Source organism: Amycolatopsis sp. NPDC039088, from assembly GCF_055598845.1.
Genome location: NZ_JBVKAE010000014.1, coordinates 201,092 through 224,013 on the forward strand (window position 1 = coordinate 201,092; position 22,922 = coordinate 224,013).

At 68.3% G+C, this 22,922-nt stretch carries 19 protein-coding genes; 12 read left to right on the top strand and 7 right to left on the bottom strand.

Annotated features, from left to right (window positions below; translation table 11 throughout):
* Positions 1-35 precede the first annotated feature (35 nt).
* Both leuS and ACZ7KI_RS20145 read left to right on the top strand, forming a co-directional pair.
* Positions 36-2,891, top strand: a complete 2,856-nt coding sequence (gene leuS / locus ACZ7KI_RS20140; protein ID WP_470274615.1) for a leucine--tRNA ligase — start codon at positions 36-38, stop codon at positions 2,889-2,891.
* 89 nt (positions 2,892-2,980) lie between these two features.
* On the top strand, positions 2,981-3,718 hold the full coding sequence (locus ACZ7KI_RS20145) for an SDR family oxidoreductase (protein WP_470274616.1): 738 nt from the start codon (positions 2,981-2,983) through the stop codon (positions 3,716-3,718).
* Here the strand turns inward: ACZ7KI_RS20145 and ACZ7KI_RS20150 are convergent.
* Both ACZ7KI_RS20150 and ACZ7KI_RS20155 read right to left on the bottom strand, forming a co-directional pair.
* On the bottom strand, positions 3,715-4,431 hold the full coding sequence (locus ACZ7KI_RS20150) for a TetR/AcrR family transcriptional regulator (protein ID WP_470274617.1): 717 nt from the start codon (positions 4,429-4,431) through the stop codon (positions 3,715-3,717). The genes ACZ7KI_RS20145 and ACZ7KI_RS20150 overlap by 4 nt on opposite strands.
* 38 nt (positions 4,432-4,469) lie before the next feature.
* Positions 4,470-4,841: a hypothetical protein gene (locus tag ACZ7KI_RS20155; protein ID WP_470274618.1), complete on the bottom strand. Its 372-nt coding sequence runs from the start codon at positions 4,839-4,841 to the stop codon at positions 4,470-4,472.
* Between the two features lie 190 nt (positions 4,842-5,031).
* Between ACZ7KI_RS20155 and ACZ7KI_RS20160 the strand changes: the two genes are divergently transcribed.
* From ACZ7KI_RS20160 to ACZ7KI_RS20190, 7 genes are all read left to right on the top strand, one after another.
* Positions 5,032-5,580 carry a YbaB/EbfC family nucleoid-associated protein gene (locus tag ACZ7KI_RS20160; protein ID WP_470274619.1) on the top strand — a complete coding sequence of 183 codons (549 nt, stop codon included), beginning with the start codon at positions 5,032-5,034 and terminating at the stop codon, positions 5,578-5,580.
* 24 nt (positions 5,581-5,604) lie between these two features.
* Positions 5,605-5,943, top strand: a complete 339-nt coding sequence (locus tag ACZ7KI_RS20165) for a hypothetical protein (protein WP_037308575.1) — start codon at positions 5,605-5,607, stop codon at positions 5,941-5,943.
* The gene (locus ACZ7KI_RS20170; protein ID WP_470274620.1) at positions 5,936-6,949 is read left to right on the top strand and encodes a hypothetical protein; all 1,014 of its coding nucleotides are present in this window, start codon (positions 5,936-5,938) and stop codon (positions 6,947-6,949) included. The genes ACZ7KI_RS20165 and ACZ7KI_RS20170 overlap by 8 nt, the downstream gene beginning before the upstream one ends.
* 86 nt (positions 6,950-7,035) lie before the next feature.
* On the top strand, positions 7,036-8,118 hold the full coding sequence (locus ACZ7KI_RS20175; RefSeq protein ID WP_470274647.1) for a DUF6346 domain-containing protein: 1,083 nt from the start codon (positions 7,036-7,038) through the stop codon (positions 8,116-8,118).
* 321 nt (positions 8,119-8,439) lie between these two features.
* Positions 8,440-9,300 (top strand): ribokinase, encoded by an 861-nt coding sequence (locus ACZ7KI_RS20180; RefSeq protein WP_470274621.1) that lies wholly within the window; start codon positions 8,440-8,442, stop codon positions 9,298-9,300.
* Positions 9,301-9,368: 68 nt separating this feature from the next.
* Positions 9,369-11,003: a phosphoenolpyruvate--protein phosphotransferase gene (ptsP, locus tag ACZ7KI_RS20185; protein ID WP_470274622.1), complete on the top strand. Its 1,635-nt coding sequence runs from the start codon at positions 9,369-9,371 to the stop codon at positions 11,001-11,003.
* Between the two features lie 111 nt (positions 11,004-11,114).
* Positions 11,115-12,533, top strand: a complete 1,419-nt coding sequence (locus ACZ7KI_RS20190) for an MFS transporter (RefSeq protein WP_470274623.1) — start codon at positions 11,115-11,117, stop codon at positions 12,531-12,533.
* Between the two features lie 4 nt (positions 12,534-12,537).
* On the opposite strand, the gene ACZ7KI_RS20195 is transcribed toward ACZ7KI_RS20190, so the two are convergent.
* Complete coding sequence (locus ACZ7KI_RS20195) at positions 12,538-13,203, bottom strand: DUF1707 SHOCT-like domain-containing protein (RefSeq protein ID WP_470274624.1); 666 nt, start codon at positions 13,201-13,203, stop codon at positions 12,538-12,540.
* An 84-nt stretch (positions 13,204-13,287) separates the two neighbouring features.
* On the opposite strand from ACZ7KI_RS20195, the gene ACZ7KI_RS20200 reads away from it, so the two are divergent.
* Positions 13,288-14,319: a hypothetical protein gene (locus ACZ7KI_RS20200; RefSeq protein WP_470274625.1), complete on the top strand. Its 1,032-nt coding sequence runs from the start codon at positions 13,288-13,290 to the stop codon at positions 14,317-14,319.
* A gap of 1 nt (position 14,320) precedes the next feature.
* On the opposite strand, the gene ACZ7KI_RS20205 is transcribed toward ACZ7KI_RS20200, so the two are convergent.
* From ACZ7KI_RS20205 to ACZ7KI_RS20215, 3 genes are read right to left on the bottom strand one after another with little or no spacing between them, the layout of a single operon-like run.
* Positions 14,321-14,980, bottom strand: coding sequence for a response regulator (locus ACZ7KI_RS20205; protein ID WP_470274626.1), 660 nt, complete (start codon positions 14,978-14,980; stop codon positions 14,321-14,323).
* The gene (macS, locus tag ACZ7KI_RS20210; protein WP_470274627.1) at positions 14,977-16,143 is read right to left on the bottom strand and encodes a MacS family sensor histidine kinase; all 1,167 of its coding nucleotides are present in this window, start codon (positions 16,141-16,143) and stop codon (positions 14,977-14,979) included. The genes ACZ7KI_RS20205 and macS overlap by 4 nt, the downstream gene beginning before the upstream one ends.
* Entirely contained in the window at positions 16,140-17,345 is a 1,206-nt protein-coding gene (locus tag ACZ7KI_RS20215; protein ID WP_470274628.1) for an AI-2E family transporter, read from the bottom strand. The genes macS and ACZ7KI_RS20215 overlap by 4 nt, the downstream gene beginning before the upstream one ends.
* Before the next feature lie 278 nt (positions 17,346-17,623).
* On the opposite strand from ACZ7KI_RS20215, the gene ACZ7KI_RS20220 reads away from it, so the two are divergent.
* Both ACZ7KI_RS20220 and ACZ7KI_RS20225 read left to right on the top strand, forming a co-directional pair.
* The gene (locus tag ACZ7KI_RS20220; protein ID WP_470274629.1) at positions 17,624-18,655 is read left to right on the top strand and encodes a hypothetical protein; all 1,032 of its coding nucleotides are present in this window, start codon (positions 17,624-17,626) and stop codon (positions 18,653-18,655) included.
* A gap of 207 nt (positions 18,656-18,862) precedes the next feature.
* Positions 18,863-22,177: a beta strand repeat-containing protein gene (locus ACZ7KI_RS20225; RefSeq protein WP_470274630.1), complete on the top strand. Its 3,315-nt coding sequence runs from the start codon at positions 18,863-18,865 to the stop codon at positions 22,175-22,177.
* 388 nt (positions 22,178-22,565) lie between these two features.
* Here the strand turns inward: ACZ7KI_RS20225 and ACZ7KI_RS20230 are convergent.
* A partial coding sequence (locus ACZ7KI_RS20230; RefSeq protein WP_470274631.1) for a transposase occupies positions 22,566-22,922 on the bottom strand: 357 nt, incomplete at its 5' end.

A 22,922-nucleotide genomic window follows, 5' to 3' on the forward strand; every position in this document is an offset into this window, starting at 1 on the left:
TGGCTTGACGTGGATGAGCACGGAGGATTTCGGCGATGAACCAGGCGAGCGAAGGCGCCGACTCGGCCCCTCAGCACCGCTATACCGCGGAGCTGGCGGGCCAGATCGAGCAGCGTTGGCAGGACTACTGGTCCGACCACGGCACCTACCACGCCCCGAACCCGGTCGGCCCGCTCGCGGACGAGGGCGACAGTGGCTCGTCCGTCCCCTCGGACAAGCTGTTCGTCCAGGACATGTTCCCCTACCCCTCGGGCGCGGGCCTGCACGTCGGGCACCCGCTGGGCTTCATCGCGACCGACGTCTTCGCGCGGTACCACCGCATGATCGGCCGGAACGTGCTGCACACGATGGGCTTCGACGCCTTCGGTCTGCCGGCGGAGCAGTACGCGGTCCAGACGGGTCAGCACCCGCGCAAGACGACCGAAGAGAACATGCAGACCTACCTGCGCCAGATCCGGCGGCTGGGCCTGGGGCATGACGAGCGTCGCCGGATCTCCACGATCGACCCGGACTACTACAAGTGGACGCAGTGGATCTTCCTGCAGATCTTCAACTCCTGGTACGACGAGAAGGCCGGTAAGGCCCGGCCCATCGTCGAGCTGGAGACCGAGTACGCGCAGGACAAACGCCGCACGCCGGACGGCCGCAACTGGTGCGAGCTGACCCGCGCCGAACAGCTGGAGATCATCGACTCACACCGGCTGGTCTACATCTCCGAGGCGCCGGTGAACTGGTGCCCGGGGCTGGGCACGGTGCTGTCCAACGAAGAGGTCACCGCCGACGGCCGCAGCGAACGCGGCAATTTCCCGGTGTTCCGGCGCAGTCTGCGGCAGTGGATGATGCGCATCACCGCCTACGCCGACCGCCTGGTCGACGACCTGGACCTGCTGGACTGGCCCGAAAAGGTCAAGTCCATGCAGCGCAACTGGATCGGCCGCTCGCACGGCGCGCGCGTCTCGTTCGCTTCCGGCGAGCGGAAGATCGAGGTCTTCACCACCCGCCCGGACACCCTGTTCGGCGCCACGTATCTGGTGGTCGCCCCCGAGCATCCGCTGGTCGACGAGCTGACCGCCGCGACGTGGCCGGAAGGCGTCGACGCCCGCTGGACCGGTGAGGCCGCCACCCCGGCCGAAGCCATCGCCGCCTACCGGACCGCCGCTTCGCGGAAGTCCGAATTGGACCGTCAGGAGAACAAGGAGAAGACCGGCGTCTTCACCGGCTCCTACGCGGTGAATCCGGCCGATGGCAAGGAAATCCCGATCTTCGTCGCCGACTACGTCCTGATGGGCTACGGCACCGGCGCGATCATGGCCGTCCCCGGTCAGGACACCCGTGACTGGGAGTTCGCCGAGAAGTTCGGCCTGGAGATCATCCGCACCGTCCAGCCGACGGACGGTTTCGACGGCAAGGCGTTCACCGGCGACGGGCCCGCGATCAATTCGGGGTTCTTGGACGGCATGGGCGTCGACGAGGCCAAGAAGACGATGATCGGCTGGCTGGAGGAGCACGGCCACGGCCGCGGCACCGTCCAGTACAAGCTGCGCGACTGGCTGTTCTCGCGCCAGCGCTACTGGGGCGAGCCGTTCCCGGTGGTCTACGACGAGGACGGTCAGGTCCACGCGCTGCCGGACAGCATGCTGCCGGTCGAACTGCCCGAGGTCGCCGACTACTCGCCGGTGACCTTCGATCCGGAGGACAAGGACAGCACGCCGTCCTCGCCGCTGGCGCGTGCCACGGACTGGGTCGAGGTCGAACTGGACCTGGGCGACGGCAAGAAGACCTACCGCCGTGACATCAACACCATGCCGAACTGGGCGGGCTCCTGCTGGTACCAGCTGCGGTACCTGGACCCGACCAACCCGGACGTGTTCGTCGCGCCGGAGAACGAGGAGTACTGGGTCGGCCCGCGTCCCGCCGAGCACGGCGTCGACGACCCGGGCGGCACGGACCTGTACGTCGGCGGTGTCGAACACGCCGTGCTGCACCTGCTGTACTCGCGGTTCTGGCACAAGGTGCTGTTCGACCTGGGCCACGTCTCGTCCAAGGAGCCGTACCGGAAGCTGTTCAACCAGGGCTACGTCCAGGCTTACGCCTACACCGATTCCCGCGGCGTCTACGTCCAGGCCGACCAGGTCGAGGAGCGCGACGGCAAGTTCTTCTTCGGGGACGAAGAGGTCAAGCAGGAATACGGCAAGATGGGCAAGAGCCTGAAGAATGTCGTCACGCCTGACCAGATGTCCGCCGACTACGGTGCCGACACCTTCCGGTTCTACGAGATGTCGATGGGCCCGCTGGACGTTTCGCGGCCGTGGGCGACCAAGGACGTCGTCGGCGCGCACCGGTTCCTGCAGCGGCTGTGGCGGCTGGTCGTCAACGAGGAAACCGGCGAACTGCGGGTGTCCAATGTGGACGCGAAGGACGAGGACCGCAAGCAGCTGCACAAGACGATCGCCGGTGTCCGTGAGGATTACGCGGAACTGCGGTTCAACACCGCGGGCGCGAAGCTGATCGAGCTGAACAACTACGTCACCAAGACCTACGGTTCGGCCGAAGCGACGCCGCGTGAACTGGTGGAGCCGCTGGTGCTGATGCTGGCGCCGCTGGCCCCGCACCTGGCCGAGGAGCTGTGGAAGCGCCTGGGCCACGCGGATTCCCTGGTGCACGGGCCGTTCCCCGTCGTCGACGAGAAGTACCTGGTCGAGGACACCGTGGAGTACCCGATCCAGGTCAACGGCAAGGTGCGCTCGCGGATCACCGTGGCCGCCGACGCGGACAAGAACGCCGTGGAGGCGGCGGCGCTGGCCGACGAGAAGATCGCCGCCCTGGTCGGCGACGGCACGCCGCGCAAGGTGATCGTCGTACCGGGACGTCTGGTCAACATCGTGCTGTAGCGCCGTGGCGGATTTGCGCCAGCGTCGAGGGTCATGAGGCGATTCGATGGAGTTGTTCAAGGACAACGAAATCGAACGGAGAACACCCCATGACCCTCGACGGCAAGGTGGCATTGGTGACCGGCGGCAGCCGCGGGATCGGTGCCGCCACGGCGATCCGGCTCGCCGAGGACGGCGCCGACATCGCACTCACCTATCAGAACAACGCCGAACTCGCGGCGGGCGTCGTGGACGAGATCAAGGCACTCGGCCGTCGTGCGCTGGCGATCCAGGCCGACAGCGCCGACGCCGCGGCCGTGGCCGCCGCGGTCGAGACGACGGTCGCCGAGTTCGGCAGGCTCGACGTACTGGTCAACAACGCGGGCGTCGGTTTCGTCGGGCCGCTCGACCAGACGAGCCTGGAGGACATCGATCGCGTGCTGGCGGTCAACGTCCGCGGTGTCTACGTGGCCACGCAGGCCGCGGCCCGGCACCTCGGTGAGGGCGGGCGCGTGATCACCATCGGCAGCTGCGTGTCGGATCGTGTGCCCGGGCCGGGAATGTCGCTGTACGCGGTGAGCAAGACCGCGCTGCTCGGCCTGACCAAGGGCCTGGCCAGGGAACTCGGCCCGCGCGGGATCACGGTGAACATCGTCCACCCCGGCCCGACCGACACCGACATGAACCCGGCCGACGGCCCGTACGCCGCCGACCAGCGGAGCATGACGGTTTTCGACCGCTACGGCTCGCCGTCGGAGGTCGCCGCCACCGTGTCGTTCCTGGCCCGGCCGGAAAGCAAGTACGTGACCGCGACGACCGTTTCGGTCGACGGCGGGCACGCGGCCTAGTCGATCGACAGGCCGATCTCGCGCGCGAGATCGGCCAGCATCGCGTCGAAGAGGACGTCCGGTTTCGAGAACGGGATCGGATAATTGCCGAAGACCTCGAGCGTGACGTGCCCGTAGAGCCGGGCCCAGAACTGGATCATCAGGTACGTCACGCCGAGGTCGAGCTTCTCCAACGGGAACGTCGCGCCGGATTCCTCCAGCACGGCCAGCAATTCCGCCCGGAACGACGTGAGGTCGTCGCGGAGCTCGGCGGGAACGACGTCGTTCGACGGCGTCACCAGATCGTGCATCGCGAGGACCCGCCCCGCCGCGGCGAGGAAGATCTTCCCGAACGGCTCGTCCAGCCTGTTCCCCGCGTCTCCCGCCGGCGACGCGAAGACCAGCGTGAACTCTTTGGTGTGCGTCAGCGCCCACCGCCGAAATCCCTTGCAGATGGCGAAAAGCTGCAGCGCGCCCTCGTCCGGCAGCTGCGCGATGTCCTCGGCGAGCTCGGCCGCGAGATCCGCGACCACGTCCGCCCGCAGATGCTCGACCAGATCGTCGCGTGAGCCGTAGTAGCGGTACAACGCCGGCGCCGTGATGCCGAGCTCACGCGCGATCGCCCGCAGCGTCACGGCCTCCGGGCCCTGCTCGACCAGAAGCGCCCGCGCCGTCCGGCGGATGTCCTGATCGGTCGCAGCCCGCTCGCGACCCCTGCGGCTGGGGTTGCTCATCCGGGCATTCTAGGTGGCCAGCGCATCGATACCGGGGATCAGCCCAGAAGGCGAGCCTGGAGCCTGGTGAGTGGCCGGAGCGCCAGGAAAATCGGCACCGCCATCCCGAGCGCGACGAAGAAGTGCACGATCCACGCCCCTGCCAGCGTCGGACCACCCCACGTGCCCTCCGGGTCGCTTCCCGTCCAGAACAGACCGTAGGTCGCGATGCGCCCGACGAGATAGAAGAGCAGCAACGCGAGAAGGAACGCGAGCACGCTCGGACCGAAAGCGGCCACGAATCGCGATCGAGCCCCGCCCGTCTGCCCGAGCCAGCGCCGCGCGAGCCCACGCTGCGCCTTCGCGCCACCGAGATAAGCCGGAAGTGCGAGAAGCGCGTAGATCGCGCGTTTCCAGTCCGAAATCGTCATAACCGGCACGCTATGGCCCGCTGACCTGCGCGAACACCAGGTTGCCCGCCATGTCCGGTAGGGAAAACCGGGGTCCGCTGTGGTGATCCACACGACCGGGGTGCGGATGCGCGCGAAACGTTCCCCGATGTCAGACGCGTATGCCACACTCGGTCGCCGAACGGCTACGACGTGAACAGGGGAGGTTCGCGTGTCGAACCCTGAGCAGCTCTTCGCTGATTTCGAGGCCAAGCTGGCCGATGCCCAGCGAAAGGCGAATCAGATGCGGACCGAGATCGAAAGCGTCTCCGTGTCCGGACGCAGCAAGGACGGCCAGATCTCGGTCAAGGTCAACCACGCCGGGAACCTGGTCGGCCTGGAGATCGGCCCGTCGGTGCGGGACAACCCGGCGCTCGCGCAGGAGATCCTCCGCGTCGTCCAAAGCGCGCAGAGCAAGCTGGCGAGCGCGGTGCAGACCGGCGTCCCGTCGATCGCGGGCACCGAGACCATGAACGAGCTGGTCAACCAGCTGCACAACGAGTACCCGGAGCCCGAGCCGACAGGCTTCGTCGAGGGCGGTCACCAGGACGTGGACGAGGACGATCGTTTCGTCGCCGAGGACGAACTCGACGCCCCGCCACCCCCGCCTGCCCCCAAGCCGCCCGCGCCCCCGGCTCCTCCTGCCCCGCCTCGGGCGGCGCGCAGGCAGCAGACGGACCACGAGGACGACTACTTCACCGGTGGCGACTTCCTGCGCTGAGCAGGTACTTGAGGGAGGGGAATCATGGGGCAGCCGCAGGCAGGTCAGGGTTTCGACGTAAACCCGGACCAGATCGACGAACACGCCAAACAAGTGGAGCAGACGCACGAGCATTTGCGGACCGCGCTCGACGCGGACAGAGATCGTGTGGACATGTTGGCCTTCGGACTGATCGGCAACATGTGCGGGATGCCGTTGATCTGCAACAACCTTTCGGAGAACGTGCGCGAGGCTCTGCAGTCCGCGATCTCGGCAGGCGAGCACCATGTCGCCGCGGTGCGGAAGTGGGCCGAAGTACGCCGGGTGACCGACCAGGACGCGGTGGATCTTCTGAAACGGGCAGAGCAGGTGGAACGTGGCTGAGAACGACGTCCTCAAGAGCGCCAAGAACGAAACGGACGCCGAGAAATACAAGGTGGACAACGCGCTGGAAGGCGCGGGCGCGATCCAAGATTTGGCGGGCGGTATCGAAAAGCTCGCGAACGGTGATTGGACGGAGGGACTCCTCAGCCTGGCGGGAGCGGTCCCGGATATCGTCGATGTGATCAAGAACCCTCTGGAAACTCTGATGAGCTGGGGTTTCGGTTGGATCATCGAGCACGTCGACTTCTTGAAGGAACCTCTGAACTGGGTTTCCGGCGACCAAGACGCACTTGATCTCGAGGTGCAGAAATGGCTGGAGGTCGGCAAATACGTCAAGACGACGGCCGAAGAGTTGACCGATGAGGTGCAAAAGAACTGCATGGACTGGTCGGGCGCCGGAGCCGACGCGTACCGCGCCTATGTGCAAAAGCAGCTCAACGGGTACCGGGAAATCGTACGGCTTGCCGAGCGCGCCGGGAACATCATCAACATCTGCAAGACAGTGCTCTCAGTGGTGCGAACAATTATTCGCGACCTGATCACCGACACCCTGGCGAAAATCGTCATGATCATCGCCAGGTATCCGCCGCCTGCCTACCCTGCCGCTTTGGCGGCGGAGGGCGTTCCCTTCGCGATCGAAAAAAGCACCGAAGCCATGACCTGGGCCGAGAAGCTGATGCGCGTCCTCATGCGCGCGAAGTCCATGTTGATGGACTTCTACAAGAACGTCGGCGACCTCCTCAAGAAGGGCGACGTGTTCGAGGGTGCGGGAATGGGGGCGTTCTGGGAAGTGGTGAAGGAAGCAGGAAAGACGGCCGTGAAGGAGGTGGTCAAGAGCGCGTCGGAAGACAAGACGCGCGACCGGCGAGAGACCACCATCAACGCCACTGGTGAACCGAAGCCGCCAGAGAAGACAAACGGAGCAGTCGGCTCCAGGCGCACTGCCGAGCAGGAGCCGATTTTCGAGCAACCTGGCACGCAACGGATATCCGGGTCGCTCCAGTGAGTAACGGCCTTCTGATAACCGGGTACGAAGCAGTTCCCACTGTCACGCGCAGATCCCCGTGGAAGGTGGTCGGCGTCGCCGTCGGTGTGCTCCTCTACGCGCTGATCTGCTGGACCCTGATCGGCCGCGGGATGGTGTCCCACGGTGAGGAGGGAACGGGCGGGTCGGCCGATATGGCGACGGTGAAGACTTGCGAGGAGACAGGGCCGCTAAGCATCGCCGGGATCGGCTACTACTGGGTTTGCGACATCGAGGTTCGCCCGTATTCATCCCGGTTCAGTGAAAAAGTGGTGACGGCACGGTCGTTCCCTGACGAGCTGACACCGGCCGATATCGGTCAATCGGTCCGCGTCAAAGAACTCGGAAAATACTACGCCCGGGATTTCAAGCGCGACGTTCCGTGGTGGAGCGTCGTACCTCCGGTCGTCGGGGTCGTGGGGTTGGGCCTGTTCGCCCACTGGCGACGGAACAAGCGTTTCCGGAAACCTGTCGAGGAGCCGCCTGCGCCGCTCCCGCTTTCTCTCTCGGCAGTTCGTCCGCTGGGTGGCGTGGCGGCTCCTGCCGGCCTTCCTGCGACGGCCTCGAGGACGGTCACGCCCGACGATTGGTCGTCCGCCAAGTTCTGGCGCATTTTCGGGTTGATCTTCGTCGTCGCCGTCATCTGCGGGATCGTAGGCTTCACCGCGGGACGCGGAACGGAGCTCCGCGAAGCGACTCTCACGATCGCGGCGATCGGACTCCTCTCTCCCGCCTGGCTGTGGTTCTGCACTCCGGCGCGATGGAAAAAGTCGAACTGGTGCACCACGTTCACTGTGTCGGTCGAAGGAATCCGCTGGTTCCGTCGCGACAAGGCGACCTTCGAGGTCGGCTGGGAAGACCTCCGCGAGCTTCGGCTGACCACAGTCACTGATGGCAAACGCATCTTGCGGATGATCGACTTCTTCCCCCTCGACGAGGATTTCGCGAAGCGTCATCGACCGCTGAAAGGGCTATGGGAGATCGGGGCGAACCTCGACGGCCGTCTGCTTCCGCCGGTCGTGAACGGCTACCGGATTCCCGAGGCATTCAGTGACGCCGCGTTCGCCGAGATCCGGGCCGCGATGACGATGATCCGGCCGGACAAGCTGAGCGAGTACCGGGGAATCCCGCGGAACACGGTTGCGTCCTGAGTGCGGCGCCCGACGAAGCGGGGCGCCGCCGGCGCCGATCACTCGGGGGGCTACGTGATCGACGCCGGCGACCCGATGCCCTGACCTCGGCTCGCGCCGGGATCGGGGCAACGTCACCGCGTGAACGCGGCAACGCACCTGAAGAGCGGGGGTGATCGCCGAAGTGACGTCCGAGGGAAGGTTATCCCCCGAAAGAGTGACGGCGTTCCGCTGCTCGCCTGATTGTCGCACCAGGCACCGGGAAAGTTACAAAGTTCTTCACATCTTCGCCGACGGTGGGGACATCGCCGGACAACAGCTGGTCATGGGATCGTTTCCTCCATGACTTCTCAGGTACTGGTCATCGGTTCCGCCAACGCCGATCTTGTCGTGCCGGTCGACCGGCGACCTGCGGGTGGCGAAACCGTACTCGGTGGCGACACGATCTTGTCGCCGGGTGGCAAAGGGGCCAATACCGCGGTCGCCGCGGCTCGGCTCGGGGCCGACGTCGCGCTGCTCGGGGCGGTCGGCGACGACCCGTACGGCGAGCTGCTCAAGCGGTCGCTGGCCGAGTCTGGGGTGAACACGGGGCCGTTGCGCACCAGCGAGCGTCCGACCGGTATCGCGTACATCACCGTGACGCCCGACGGCGAGAACTCGATCCTCGTCTCGCCGGGCGCCAATTCCAGTTTGCGGCCTGAGGACATCGACCTCGATGGCGCCGAGATCGTGGTGTTGTCGCTCGAGATTCCACTCGAGACCGTCGAGCACGCCGTCGCGAAGGCGGCCGAGGCCGGGGTTCGGACGCTGCTGAACCTGTCGCCGGCGGCCGAGCTTTCCGCGAAGACGCTTCAGAATCTCGACGTCCTGCTGGTCAACGAGCACGAGGCCGCTTTCCTTCTCGGCGGCGAAACCGATTTCCCCAAGCTTCTCGACCTCGGTCCGAAGGCCGCCGTCGTGACGCTCGGCGCGAAGGGTGCGGCGGTGGTGACCGCGGACGGGGTGGTCGAGGTGTCCTCGCCGAAGGTCGAAGCCGTGGACACTACGGGTGCCGGGGACGCCTTCGCGGGTGCGCTCGCCACATCGCTCGCGAAGGGGGAGGAGCTGGCTGACGCGGCGCGTAGGGCGGTGAAGGTCGCCGCGATCACTGTGACGCGGCAAGGCGCTCAGCCCTCCTATCCGAAGGCGTCCGAACTGGAATGATGTCTTCTTCTGTGTTGTGCTGTCAGCTATGAGCCAGGTCACGCCGCCTATGAGATATGGTCTAGACCATGCCGTCTGAGTCACTGACCGGGGTCGCCGTCAGTCCCGGCCGCGCGAGCGGTCCTGTCGTCCGAGTCGCCGAACCCCTCGGCGAACCCGCGAACACACCGGCGCCCGCCGATCCCGCCGCCGAGGCCGCCCGGATCGAACCGGCCGCGCAGATCGTGGCGGCCCGGCTCGAGAAGCTGGCCGAGACCGCGACCGGCGAAGCCGCGACGATCCTGATCACCACCGCGGCCATGGCCGCGGACCCGGCTCTCGTCTCCTCGGCGGAGACACTGGTCAAGACCCAGAACCTGCCCGCCCCGCGTGCGGTGCACGAGGCGGCGGAGAAGTTCGCCGAAGCGCTCGCGGCCGCGGGCGGCTACATGGCCGAGCGTGCCCGAGACGTCCGCGATGTGCGCGACAGGCTCGTCGCCGAACTGCTCGGTATCGCGCCTCCTGGCGTTCCTGAGCTGGTTTCGCCGAGTGTGCTCGTCGCGCGTGACCTCGCTCCCGCCGACACCGCGGGCCTCGATCCGGACAAGGTGCTCGCGCTCGTCACCGAGGAGGGCGGCCCCACCAGTCATACCGCCATCCTCGCCCGCGCCCTCGGCATTCCGGCCGTCGTCGCGGTGCGCGGGATCCTCGCCCTCGACGCGCAAGCGCTTGCGGTGGACGGTGACACCGGTGTGGTCGAGCTCGCCGACCCGAGCGCCGAGGTCGTCGCGGCCGTCAAGGTCGGCGCGATCGACTGGAATGGCACCGGAGCCACCGCCGACGGCCACCGCGTGAAGGTGCTCGGCAACGTCGGTTCCGCCACCGACGCCCAGGCCGCGGCCGAAGCCGGGGCCGAAGGCGTGGGGCTGTTCCGCACCGAGTTCTGCTATCTCGACGCCTCCGCCGAGCCGAGTGTCGAAGAGCAGCGCAAGGCCTACACCGCCGTGCTCTCGCCGTTCCGCGGCAAGCCGGTCATCGTCCGCACGCTCGACGCGGGCGCCGACAAGCCTCTCGCCTTCCTGGAGCCCGAAGCCGAGCCCAACCCGGCGCTCGGCGTACGCGGCCTGCGCGTCGCGTTCGATCGGCCCGAGATCCTCGACCGCCAGCTCGAAGCCATCGCGGGTGCCGCACAGGACTCCGGGGCCGAGGTTTCGGTGATGGCGCCGATGGTCGCCACCGCCGCCGAGGCCGCCTGGTTCGCCGAGCGGGTCCGTGCCGCCGGTATCGCCCGTGCGGGGGTGATGATCGAGATCCCGGCCGCCGCGCTGACCGCCCGCGAGATCCTCGACGCGGTCGACTTCGTCTCCGTCGGCACCAACGACCTCGCGCAGTACACCTTCGCCGCCGATCGCCAGCTCGGCGCGGTCGCCAAGCTCAACGACCCCTGGCAGCCCGGGCTGCTGCGCCTGCTCAAGGTCATCGGCCAGGCAGCCAAGGACACCGGCAAGCCCGCCGGAGTCTGCGGTGAGGCCGCCGCCGATCCGCGGCTCGCGCTGGTACTGGCCGGACTCGGCCTGACCAGCCTGTCGATGAACGCGCCCGCCGTACGCGCGGTCGGCGCGAGCCTGGCCGCCACGACGCTGGCCGAGTGCGAGGCGCTCGCCGAGGCCGCACTGGCCGCGGCGGATCCGGTCGAGGCTCGCGCGGTGACCGCGAAGCGATAGCAAAGGTCCCTTGCTCCCCCGGTCGGGAAAGTTTCGGGGAGCGTGTCGAAATCCGGTCCACGGCTTCGACGCCTTGGTGAAGACAGCCAAAGCGACGAAAGGACTCCGACCATGACGACCACCATGACCCCGACGCGGGCGGGACGCCGGGAGTGGGTCGGGCTGGCCGTACTGGCCCTGCCCACCTTCCTGGTCTCCCTCGACGTCTTCGTGCTGATCCTCGCGCTGCCGAAGCTCAGCCAGAGCCTCGGCGCCGACAGCACCCAGCAGCTGTGGATCATGGACGTCTACGGCTTCATGATCGCCGGCTTCATGGTCACCATGGGGACCCTCGGCGACCGCATCGGCCGCCGGAGACTGCTGCTGATCGGCGCCACCGCGTTCGGACTGGCGTCCGTCCTGGCCGCCTTCTCGACCAGCGCGCTGATGCTCATCGGTGCCCGCGCGATCCTCGGTATCGCCGGTGCGACGTTGGCGCCGTCGACGCTCGCCCTGATCAGCAACCTGTTCCTCGACAGCCGCCAGCGTTCGCTCGCGATCGGTATCTGGGCGGGCTGCTTCACCGTCGGCGCGATCGTCGGCCCGATGGTCGGCGGCGTGCTGCTGGAGCACTTCTGGTGGGGTTCGGTGTTCCTGCTCGGCGTGCCCGCGATGGTCCTGCTGCTCGTCGTCGGACCCAAGTTCCTGCCGGAGTACCGCAACGAGAATGCCGGCCGCATCGATCTGCCGAGTGTCGTGCTCTCGCTGGTCACGATCCTGCCCGCGGTCTACGGCATCAAGGAACTCGCCCGCGAAGGCGTGCACGTGGTCCCGGTGGCCTCGCTCCTGATCGGCCTCGGTTTCGGCGTGGTCTTCGTGCGCCGTCAGCGGACGCTCGCCGACCCGCTGATCGACCTGAAGCTCTTCCGCAGTCGCGCGTTCACGACGGCGCTGGGCGGGATGTGCGCGTTCACCATGCTGGGCGGCACGACGATGCTGTTCGTCGCGCAGTTCTTCCAGCTCGTCCTGGAGCTTTCACCGGTCGGCGCCGCGCTGGCGCTGCTGCCGGGCATGCTCGCGTCGACCGTCAGCTTCCTGACCGCGCCGATCCTCGCCCGTCGCTTCCGTCCCGCGACCCTGATCGCCGGTGGGCTGGCGGGTGCGATCGCCGGATTCCTGCTGCTGACGCAGGTCGAGGCGGGCGCCGGTCCGGTGATCCCGTCGATCGCCTTCGCCATCACCTGTCTGTGCGGCGGCCCGCTGGTCACCCTCGGCACGGATCTGGTCGTCGGCTCCGTGCCGCCGGAGAAGGCCGGTTCGGCGGCCTCGCTGTCGCAGACCGGCAACGAGTTCGGCTACGCGCTGGGCATCGCGACCGTCGGGACGCTGGGCAACGCCGTCACCCAGGCCCAGCTCGCCGACGCCGTCCCCGCGCACGACGCCTTCGCCACCGGGATGCACGCGGTGTCCGGGCTGGCCGCGCTGGTGCTGGCGGCGGTCGCGTACTTCGTGGTCAGGCACCTGCGGCACGTGCGCCCGGTCGGAGCCTGAAACCTCAGCCGAAGAAGCCCCGCCGCGGGTACTTGATGATCAGCGCGCCCCCGTGCACGCGCCCGGTGATGACGAACCGGGTCGTGCCGGGGCGGCCGTTCGAGCGGGTCCGGTCGTCGAGGCTGCCGAACTTGATGTCGGTGATCGAGTTGGTGTCGACGGCACCGTCTTCGGGGATGGTGATCTCCACCGAACCCCATTTGACCTGCAATTCGATGTACACCACCGGGAACCGGATCTCCGCATGGGAGAAGTCCAGTTTCGTGGCGCCGTACTTGTTCCGGATCACCATCGACTCCGGGACCAGCCAGTTCCCGTTGCGCTGCAACGCCGAGTACTTGCCGTTGAGTTCCATGGCCTGCCCGGACGGCGACCCGTAGGCGTACTGCTGTTGCGGCGGCACCCACGGATTCTGCTGCTGACGCGGCATCATTCCCGCTTCGGGATGCACCAGGCCGGGCAGATCCGTGAGCACCGCGTTCAGCTCACCGCGGGTCTTGGACGCGAGGGCGCGGTCGGTCCGCTCGGTGAACTCGTCGAGGTTCAGCATCCCGAGGCCGATCGCCTTCTGCAGTACTTCGACGACGTGTTCGCGTTCCGCGTCCGAAACCCGGATGTCCCGTCCGCTCAACGGCTTGGTCTCGGTCGTCGACTGCTCTTCCTCGCCCATGCCTGGAATGGTAGAACCGGATCTCACGCGCGAGATCGGGGAAATACCCTGAACAGACCCGCATTTCTCCCCTGTGCCGCCCTGATGGCGGCTGTCCTGCTGCTGTCGGGTTGTACCGTCGACGCCCAGCCTCCGCAGCCTCCTTCGGCGCCGACGACCCCACCGCCGTCGCGCATCGAAGGCGAACCGGTGGACTACAGCGGTTTCCGGCTCGTCATGGCGACTTCGCCGCCTTCGATACTCGATCCCGCCACTGGCGTCACCACTCCGCTTCCTGGCGCTCCGGACGGGGACAGGGTCAACGACGTCGTCCGGGTCGGCAAGTTCCCGGTCGTGTTGTCGGCAGGTCGCTGCGGGCCGTCGTGCCTGGAGCCGTCCGAGGTGCTCGTCTACGGGGATCCCAGGAATCAGCCCTGGAAGCTGGGGAAAGCGCGCAGTGTCGCCCCGTCGGCCGACGAAACCGGCGTCTGGCTGATCCGTGACGACGGCAACGACCTCTGCCGTCTCCAGTACGTCTCCCTGCTCGGCGTCGAACGCGACCGCGGGCGTCCGGCTAGCTGTACGACGGCGGTGCGCCAAGAGGTGTCGAAGGGGCTGCTGATCACGGTGAACAGCGGGACCGCCAGTGCCGAGGACGTCCTGATCGACCCCGCCACCGGCCGCGCCGTGCACCAGTTCCCTCGGGTGCTCGCGGTCACCAAAGACCGGATGCTGCTCGCCGAGCTGACCAAGTTCTCCGTGCTCGACCTGCGCAACGATCAGCGCACGCCGGTCGAACGGCCGGTGGCCAACGGCACGCCGGGGCCGGTGGTGCCGAGCCGGGACGGCTACAAGGTCGCCGTGCTGTTCGGCGATCCGGCCTGGGCCGGGACGGCGACGCAGACCGCCGACGTCTGGGTGCTCGCCCTCGACACGCTGACCTGGACACGGGCGCCCTCGATGCCGATCGCGACCCCGCTCAAGCAAGCCGCGATCGAATGGACCGAGGACGACGCTCTGGTGCTCACGACCGACGTCGTCGCGAGCTGGCGGCTGGACCGTCCACACTGGACGGTCGTCAAGACGCCGTTGCCCGCCGAGCGGAACCGGTCGGTGGTGACCGTCGCCCAGGGCTGAACTACTCCTCGTCGAGCCCGTGCTCGATGGCGTAGCGGGCGAGTTCGACGCGGTTGTGCAGCTGGAGTTTCCGCAGCGTCGACTGGACGTGGTTCTCCACCGTCCGATGCGAAAGCACGAGTTTCTCGGCGATCTGCCGCGCAGTCATCCCTTTCGCGACCAGTCGCAGGACGTCGGTCTCGCGTTCGGTCAGCCGTGGCGGGGCGGGCCCGTCGTCGGGCGCGTCGGCCATGCGGCGGTATTCGCCGAGCACGAGTCCGGCGAGCCCGGCGGTGAACACCGGATCACCGGCGGCGGTCCGCTTGACCGCGTCCACCAGTTCGCTCGCCGAGGCCGATTTGACCAGGTAACCGGACGCCCCGGCCTTGACCGCCTCGAGGACGTCGCTGTGCTCGCCGCTCGCCGACAGGACCAGCACCTTGGTCGACGGCAGTTCCGTGGTGATCTCGCGGGTCGCGTCAACGCCCGACGTCTCGCCGAGGTTCAGGTCCATCAGCACGACGTCCGGCCGGACCGTCCGCGCGATCCGCACCGCGGCAGGCGCGTCCGGCGCGGTGGCCCGCACGTCGAAGCCGTGCTCGGTCAGGTCGCGAGCGACCCCGTCCCGCCACATCGGATGGTCGTCGACCACCATCACCGACACTCCGGGCGTACCGGTCATCGCTTTCCCCTCGCCGCGACTGGAACCTTGACTTCCCATTCCGTGCCCTGGCCCGGCGCGGTGTCGAGGGCGACGCTTCCGCCCAGATCCCGCACGCGGCCCTTGATGGACTCCGCGATACCTAGATGTCCTTCGGCCGCCGCGCGTTCCATCACCCCGGGTGCGATTCCGGGACCGTCGTCACGAACGCTGATCACGACCTCGGTGCCGAGGTCCTCCAGCAGCACCCAGGCGTGCGCCTCGGGACCGGCGTGCTTCTCCACGTTCAACAGCGCTTCGCGCGCCACCGCCACGAGTTCCGCGGTCACGTGCTCGGGCAGCTGGACCTCGCCAGCCGGCGTCGAGACCTGCACCGACGGGGTCGCGAGCAACTGCAGCGCGGCCCGGAGGTCGGTGGTGCCGTTCGCGCTCGGCCGCGTCGGCTCGGTGGTGACCAGCGCGCGCAGCGCGATCTCCTGTTCGCCCGCCAGTTTCGCCAGTTCCGCGGCTTCTCCGCCGAACTCGGCGCCGCGTTTGCGCACCCGCGCGAGCACCTGCAGGACACTGTCGTGGATCGAGCGGGCGAGCCGCTCCCGTTCGGCCGTCGCGGCCTCCATGCGCAACGCCCTGGTCAGCGCGTCCGCGGACCGCCGCGCCATGGTCGCGGCCTGCCCGATCACGAACCCGCTCGCGGTCAGCAGGAAGCCGTCCCGCGCGACGTCGACGTCGAACCGCCAGCGCACCAGCCCGGTGACCACCGAGACCACCAGCCCGGCGAGCACCCCGCCGAGCGCGCCGAACCGCGTCCCGGCGGCCGCGGGCGGGACCGCCGCCCACACCGTCGTGATGAGCGGCGTGTTGGCGTCGAACTGCGCGGTCGACAGAATCCACGCCGAGGTGAACATGAGGACGACGGTCAGCACGAGATCGAAGCCGACCAGCCACGGCCAGCGGCTCGACGGCCGTGCGTAGAGCACGCCGCTGACCACCGTCCACGCCGTCATCACACCGAACGCGGTCCACGCCAGCCACTGTTTCGCGTAGCCGTCGTAGTGGACGATGAACGAGCCGAGCGCGAAGAGCAGCGTTGTCACGCGAAGCACGATCACCCCGCGCCACAGCGGAGTGGCCGGGTCCCGCGTGCCCAACGCCGAGACGGCGCGCCAGAGCGGGGTTTCGGTCACGGCTTGGCTTGGACCTCTTCATCCGGCGAGCCGGAATCGTTCGGCTGAGCCGCCTGATCCTTCAGGACATCGACCTCGGCCGGATCGGGATCGTGTTCGTGCAGCAGCGAGCGGATACCGGCGTTGAGCACCGCGAGCAGCGGCACCGAGAGCAGCGCGCCCGCGATCCCGGCGGTGACCAGGCCCGCGGTGATCGCGAGCACCACCGCGAGCGGATGCAGTTTGACCGCGCGGCCGAGCAGGATCGGCTGCAGCACGTGGCTCTCCAGCTGCATGACGCCGATGACGATGGCCAGCACGATCAGCGCGCCGACGACGCCCTTCGTCACCAGCGCGATCAGCACGGCGACCGCGCCGGCGATCACGGCGCCGATGATCGGGATGAACGCGCCGAGGAAGACCAGCGTCGCCAGCGGGATCACCAGCGGTACGCCGACGATCGCCAGCCCGACGCCGATGCCGACCGCGTCGACCACGGCCACCGCCGCCGTCGCGCGGACGTAGCTGACCAGCGAGGCGAACCCGCGCCGCCCGGCGACGTCGACCCGGTTGCGCACCCGGCCGGGCACGCCGCGGACGAGGAACTTCCAGATCCCGTCGCCGCCGGAGAGGAAGAAGATGAGGATGAAAAGGGTCAGGATGAACCCGGTGACGATCTCGCCGACGGCGCCCGCCGTGGTGAGCGCCGTGGTGGTGATCGACGACTGGTTGTGCTGCAGGAAGCCGATCGCCTGGTTGATGAACTCCTGGATCTGCTCCTGGCGCAGATGCAGCGGGCCGTCGATGAGCCACACCTTGATCTGGTTGAGGCTCTCCGTCAGCTGCTTCTGCAGTTCCGGCAGGCCGGAGGAGAACTGCGCGACGACGAAGGTCAGCAACCCGCCGAGTACCGCGAGTCCGGCGATCAGCACTATCCCGGCCGCGAGTCCGCGCGGGAACTTCAGTGTCATCAGCTTGGAGACCGCGGGCGCGAGCAGCGCGGCGAGCAGCAGCGCGATCGACAGCGGGATGACGACCACCGACAGGTAGCCGATCAGGAACACGATGACGTAGAGCGCGGCGATCACCACGATGAAGCGCCACGACAGCGCCGCACCGATCCGGAGCCCGCGCGGGACCAGATTGGAGACGTCTTCGGCGGATTCGGAGAGGAAAGGGTTCGCCGGGTCGAATTCCGGCTGCTTGCGCTGGGGCTCGCTCACGCGCTCACCGTATCGGTCCGGGGCGACGATCTTGAACATTCCGGGCAACGCGCCATGGGTGGATTCGCCCGAAGCGACGCTTGACACACCGTCGCATGATCGACTCACGAGTAACCGGGTCTCGCCAGGCGTGATCACTGAACGTTATCCCGGACTGCACTTTGTGTTCTTCACACGATCGTGCCATCAAGGTGCTGCGAAGTCGCGCGGGCCTTCCCGACTTTGCTTATGTCGGTCCCGCAACGACGAACCGGCACACCGATGCGGCAGGAGACCGAGTGACGAACGCGGCGAAGAACGAGGGGCGGGGCGCGGCGCGCTTCGGTCGTCTCGCTTCGCGTGCGCTGTTCGTGCTCGGCGGCGCCGTCGCCGGTTCAGCCGCCGCCTGGGTCGTTTCCGGCGCTTCCGCTGCCGCCGACGTCGTTCCCTCCGCTCCGGTGATCTCCACTCCCGAAACGAACGTCACCCCGGTCACCGACGCCACCGTGGCCGGTCTGACCGACGTTTCGCGCGGTACTTCGAAGTTCGCGGGCGACGTGGCCGGTGCGATGTGCGGCAGCCGTCACCAGGAAGCCACCACGTGGTCGATGCCGGGCGAGGACAAGCCTGCCTCCGCGAAGCACCACTGCGGCGAAATCCGTGCCGACGAGCACGAAGTGTCCACCCGCGTCAGCGACGCTGTCACCGACTTCGCGGACAACGCGGTGATCACCCCCACCGAGCGGACCCTCGGGGCTGTCGAGCACATCGTGCGCAAGCCGCAGGACACCCGCCAGGTGCTGGACGAGACGTTCGCCGGAACGCCCGAGGCGCAGGACTTCGGCCGCAAGGTCTGGGACCTCCTCGACCCGCGCGGGCACGGAGACCTCCTCCCGGAGCTCCCGGTCGGCGGCGTTCCGCTCGACCCGAGGTCTCCGCTGGAGACCGGCGGTGCCGGCGAACAGGTCACCGACTTCGCCCAGCTGGCCACGACTCAGTTCCCCGCTTCCACCGAGACCGTTCTCCCGATGCCGGCGTTCGTCCAGCAGTACGGAGCCGTCGCCGGTCAGGACGAGGACTCTCCTTCGCGTGACGGTCACCGCGGTGACTTCCCGCGTCCGCTTTCCCCGGCGCAGCTCCCCGTCGCGCCGTCCATCCCGACTGTCCCCGGCGGCGGCACCGCCCCCGGTGGTCACCTCGACGGCCTGACCCATGGCGTTCCCGCCTGGGTCGCCTCCGCCGTCGAGCGTTCGCTGGCCGGCACCACGCTGGCCGGTACGCGGTACATGCCGCTCACCCCGGGCTCGCAGCCCGGCGTCACTCCCGACTGAACACCTCCCTCCGCGGGGTAGCCGACGCGCCCTACGCCTCCCGATTCCGGGCTTGGCTTCGCGTCCGCTCCTGATCCCCCGCGAAACGGCGGTGCGCTTTCTTGCGCCCGCGATCGCTTCACCCCCTCTGGTGCCACTCACTCGACATTCGTCGAGGGCACCTCCTTGAACCCGAAAGGGAAACCCGAAATGAAGGAGACAAACCCCATGCAATCCTGGGCAAAGCGCGGACTCCAGACCGCGTTGGTCACGGGTGGGTTGTTGATGCTGGGCACCGGCATCGCCTCGGCTGACGAACAGGTCAACCCTGACATCCCGGCCTCCCCCCTCGACGCGAACGTCACCGTTCCCATCGAGATCGACAACAACGCCGTTGGCACGCCCCTCGGCCAGGCCGACCTCCCCGGCTACGAGGGTGAAGTCAGCACCAAGGCCGTCACCAAGCCCGTCTCGGACGCGCTCGACTCGGCTTCCTCGCCCGGCGGCAGCACCGACGGCATCGGCGGGGGGCTGCCCCAGCTCTCCAGCAAGGGCGCCGTCCCCGCGCCGCTGGCCGCCAAGGACTCGGCCCGTCAGGTCAGCGGTGGGCTGACCGGTGGTGGATTCACCACCACGGACGACATCCTCAAGGGCAACAAGGTCGTGGGCGACGTCGTCGTCCCGATCCAGATCGTCGACAACGCCATCGGCGTGATCGGCGACGCCGAGGTCGAAGGTGGAGACCACCAGCAGACCTGGTCGCACAACCAGGACGTCGAGACCACCGGTGAGGACTCCAGCCTCGCCGGGAACGTCGTGTCCCTCGACTGGGCGCTGCCCGTGCAGATCGCCGGCAACGGCGGCGGGCTCGCCGGTGGCACCGGCCGCGTGGTCGGCGGCTCCGCCAGCCAGAGCACCACCGAGACCGGCAACATCACCACCGACGGCGAGGGCTCCGCTCTCTCCGGCAACGTGGTGGCCGGTCAGTTCGCCACCCCGGTCCAGGTCACCGGCAACGCCGCGTCCTGGATCATCGGCAACGCCAACAGCTCCGGCTACGAGGCCGAGACCGACGCCACCTCCGGCGGCTGGGTCGAGACCGACGGTGACGACAGCGCGCTCGGCGGCAACGTCGGCGCGGTGCCGATCGCCCTGCCGGTGAAGGTCAACGACAACGCGGCCGCCGCGTGGGGTTCGCTCGCGAACTCCAACAGCAGCTCCTCCGCGGACGCGACGGCCGGCGACACCAAGCCCGGCTGGTCCAACGTTCCCACCTACGTGGAGACCGAAGGCGAGGACTCGTTCCTCGCGGGTAACGCGATCGTGCCGCAGACCGCGGACGTCGCGAACGTCGGCGGCGTGGCCGCCAGCTGGATCGGCCTCGCGAACACCGGCAAGGACGGCGGCACCAGCCACTCCAGCGTCGTCGACGCCGGCGGGTTCGTCAGCTCCGAGGGCGACGGCTCCGCGGGTGGCGGCAACATCGTCGACCCGGCCGTGGCCGCCCCGGTCGAGGTGACCTGCATCGCGGGCACCTACATCGGCAACGCCTCCGCCACGTCGTGCGAGAACACCGTCGACGCCAACGCGGGCAACGGCAGCCACACCACCGGTGAGGACTCCACCCTCGCCGGGAACATCGTCAACACCCAGGCCGCGCTGGCCCCCGAGGTCTACGGCGTCGGTGGCTCGCACATCGGCCAGGCCGTCGCCGAGGCGACCGAGACGAAGACCGTGACCGCCGGCGGGTACGACGGCACCACGGGCGACGACTCGTCCGGTTCGGGCAACGTCGTCCAGGTCCCGGTCGCGGGCCCGGTCGAGATCTTCGGCGTCGGTGGCTCCTTCATCGGCCAGGGCTCCGGCACCGCCGACGAGACCAAGGTCATCTCCGGCGGCGGCGGTGGAAACACCAACGACGACAACGGTTTCCTGAGCTCCAACCTGGGCACCGTGCCGGTTTCGCTGCCGGTGCAGGCGTTCGGGATCGGTGGCGCGTTCATCGGTCAGGGCCACGGTGCCGCCGACGGTGACACCACCTCCAACGCGGGCGGCGACGTCCACGCGACCGGTGACGGTGGCGCGGGTGCGGGCAACCTGGTCTACGGCCCGGTCTCCCTGCCGGTCCAGGCGCACAACTTCGCTGCGGTGCTCGGCGGAATCGCGTCGGGCGAGGGCTCGAACCTGACCGACTCGTCGGCCGGTGGCGACGCCACCGCCAACGGTGAAGAAGGCGCGCTGGCGGGCAACATCGTCCAGACGCCGATCGGTGGCGCCGTCCCGGTGACCGGCCTCGGTGTCGCCGGTGCGGGTATCGCCAAGGGCAACAGCATCAACGACGTCATGTCGGCGGCGGGCGGCGACGCCACCACCAACGGTGACAACGGTGCGGTCGCGGGCAACATCATCGGCGTGCAGGCGCTGCCGATCGTGCCCATCACGCACGACGCCGTCTCGGCCGCGGGCATCGCGACCGCCGAAGGCACCGACACCGTCGACGCCACTTCGGGCGGAGACGTCGAGACCTCGGGTCTCGACGGATCGCTGTCGGGCGACATCCTCGACGTCCCGGTCGCGGCCGTTCCGGAGGTGTTCGGCGACGCCATCGCGGCGGCCGGCGGCGTCTCCACGACCACCGCGGACAGCATGGTCACCGGCCAGGCCGGCGGCGACAGCATCACCGACGGCAGTGGAGAGGCCCTCTCGGGCTTCAACTTCCACCACCCGTTCGTGTTCGTGGTGCCGCTGAACGAGCTCGAAATCCCGATCCTGGCGATCGCGGACGAGAACTCGGAAGACTCCACCGTGATCAACGAGGAGGAGTACACCCGCGCCTTCACCGACTCGGTCGGTTCGGAGATGCCGATCGACGCGCTGCCCGCGCTGCCCTTCGGTGCCCCGGCCGTTCCGTCGCTGAACGGTGCCGGCGCCCTGCCGACCACCCCGGAGCTCGGTGGCGCCCGCGCCGACGGTCCCCAGGTGGGCACCCTCCCGGTGCAGATGGCCGGCCTGACCGCGCTGAAGCAGCTCCGGACCATCCCGGCCCAGCTGCCGAAGTCCGACCTGCCCGAGCTGCCCGGCACCCCGGGTCTGCCCGGTGCCCCGTCGCTGCCCGGTGTCCCGGCCCTGCCGAAGACCCCGGCGCTGCCCGGTGACGCCGCTCGTGCGGACGCTCCGAAGCTCGCGCAGCTTCCGTCGCTGCCCGCCGCCGGCAACCTGCCGGTCGGTCAGCTGCCCGCCGTCGGCAAGCTGCCGGTGGGCCAGCTGCCCGCCGTCGGCAAGCTGCCCGTCGGCCAGCTGCCCGCCCTCGGCAACCTGCCGATGGACCTGCCCGCCGCGGGCAACCTCCCGGTCGGCCAGCTGCCGACCGACGGCAAGCTGCCGGTGCAGCTGCCCACCACGGGCACCCTGCCCGTCGTGAACAGCACCCCGGCGATGCCGACCGCGCAGGTTCCGGCTCTGGCGAACGTCGACTCGTCGCCGCTGAGCATGTTCCAGCGTTTCGTGGGCACCCTGACCGGCAAGAAGTTCCACACCATGTGAACCTGCCAGTCGGCTCACGCCACTGAATGAACGAAGCGGGCCCGGGAGGCGACTCCCGGGCCCGTTTTCTGTTGCCGTGAGCGATTCGACCTCAGCCAGGAAAGTCCGTGAAGGCCTCCTTCCCTACCTTGAGCGTAGGGAAGCCCGGCAAAGTCGCAGAGTTGCACCGGGTTCAGGGGCATGCCCTCAAACCTCTGTTGATCAAGCTTCGCAACCGGGTACGACCCCGTGTCCATGAAGGAATTGGGACACTCAACCTGGATCCACCGGTGGGTTTGGGTGTTGATCTCGGCGATGGTGTTGGTGTTGTGTTTTTGCTGGTGGGCAGGGTGGATCGCCGGCCTCGCATCCGGTGTGTCCACTGTGGTCTGTTGTGGGGGTGGGGTGGTCAGGTTGTTGGGTGGGTTGCGGTGAAGAGTGCCTGGTAGTGGTGTTGCCAGGGCCAGTTGGTGGGTAGTCGCAGGGTGATGCGGCGGGCGGTGCGGGTGATGCGGGCGGGGATGGCGATGAGGTGCCGGCGCAGGGTTGCGGTGCGGGCTTTGGCGTGAAAGGCGCTGGTCAGGCAGCCGGTGGCGCGGAGCAGGTTGTGGGTGAGGCAGGCCAGGGCGAGCCAGGCCTGGTTGGCGGGGAAGCGGCCGGAGGGGAAGTGTGCGAGGGCGGAGTTGTTGAGGTCGGCGAAGACCTGTTCGATGATGGCGTGTTTGCGGTGATACTCGTCGGCGACGGGCAGGTCGAAGCCGGTGTC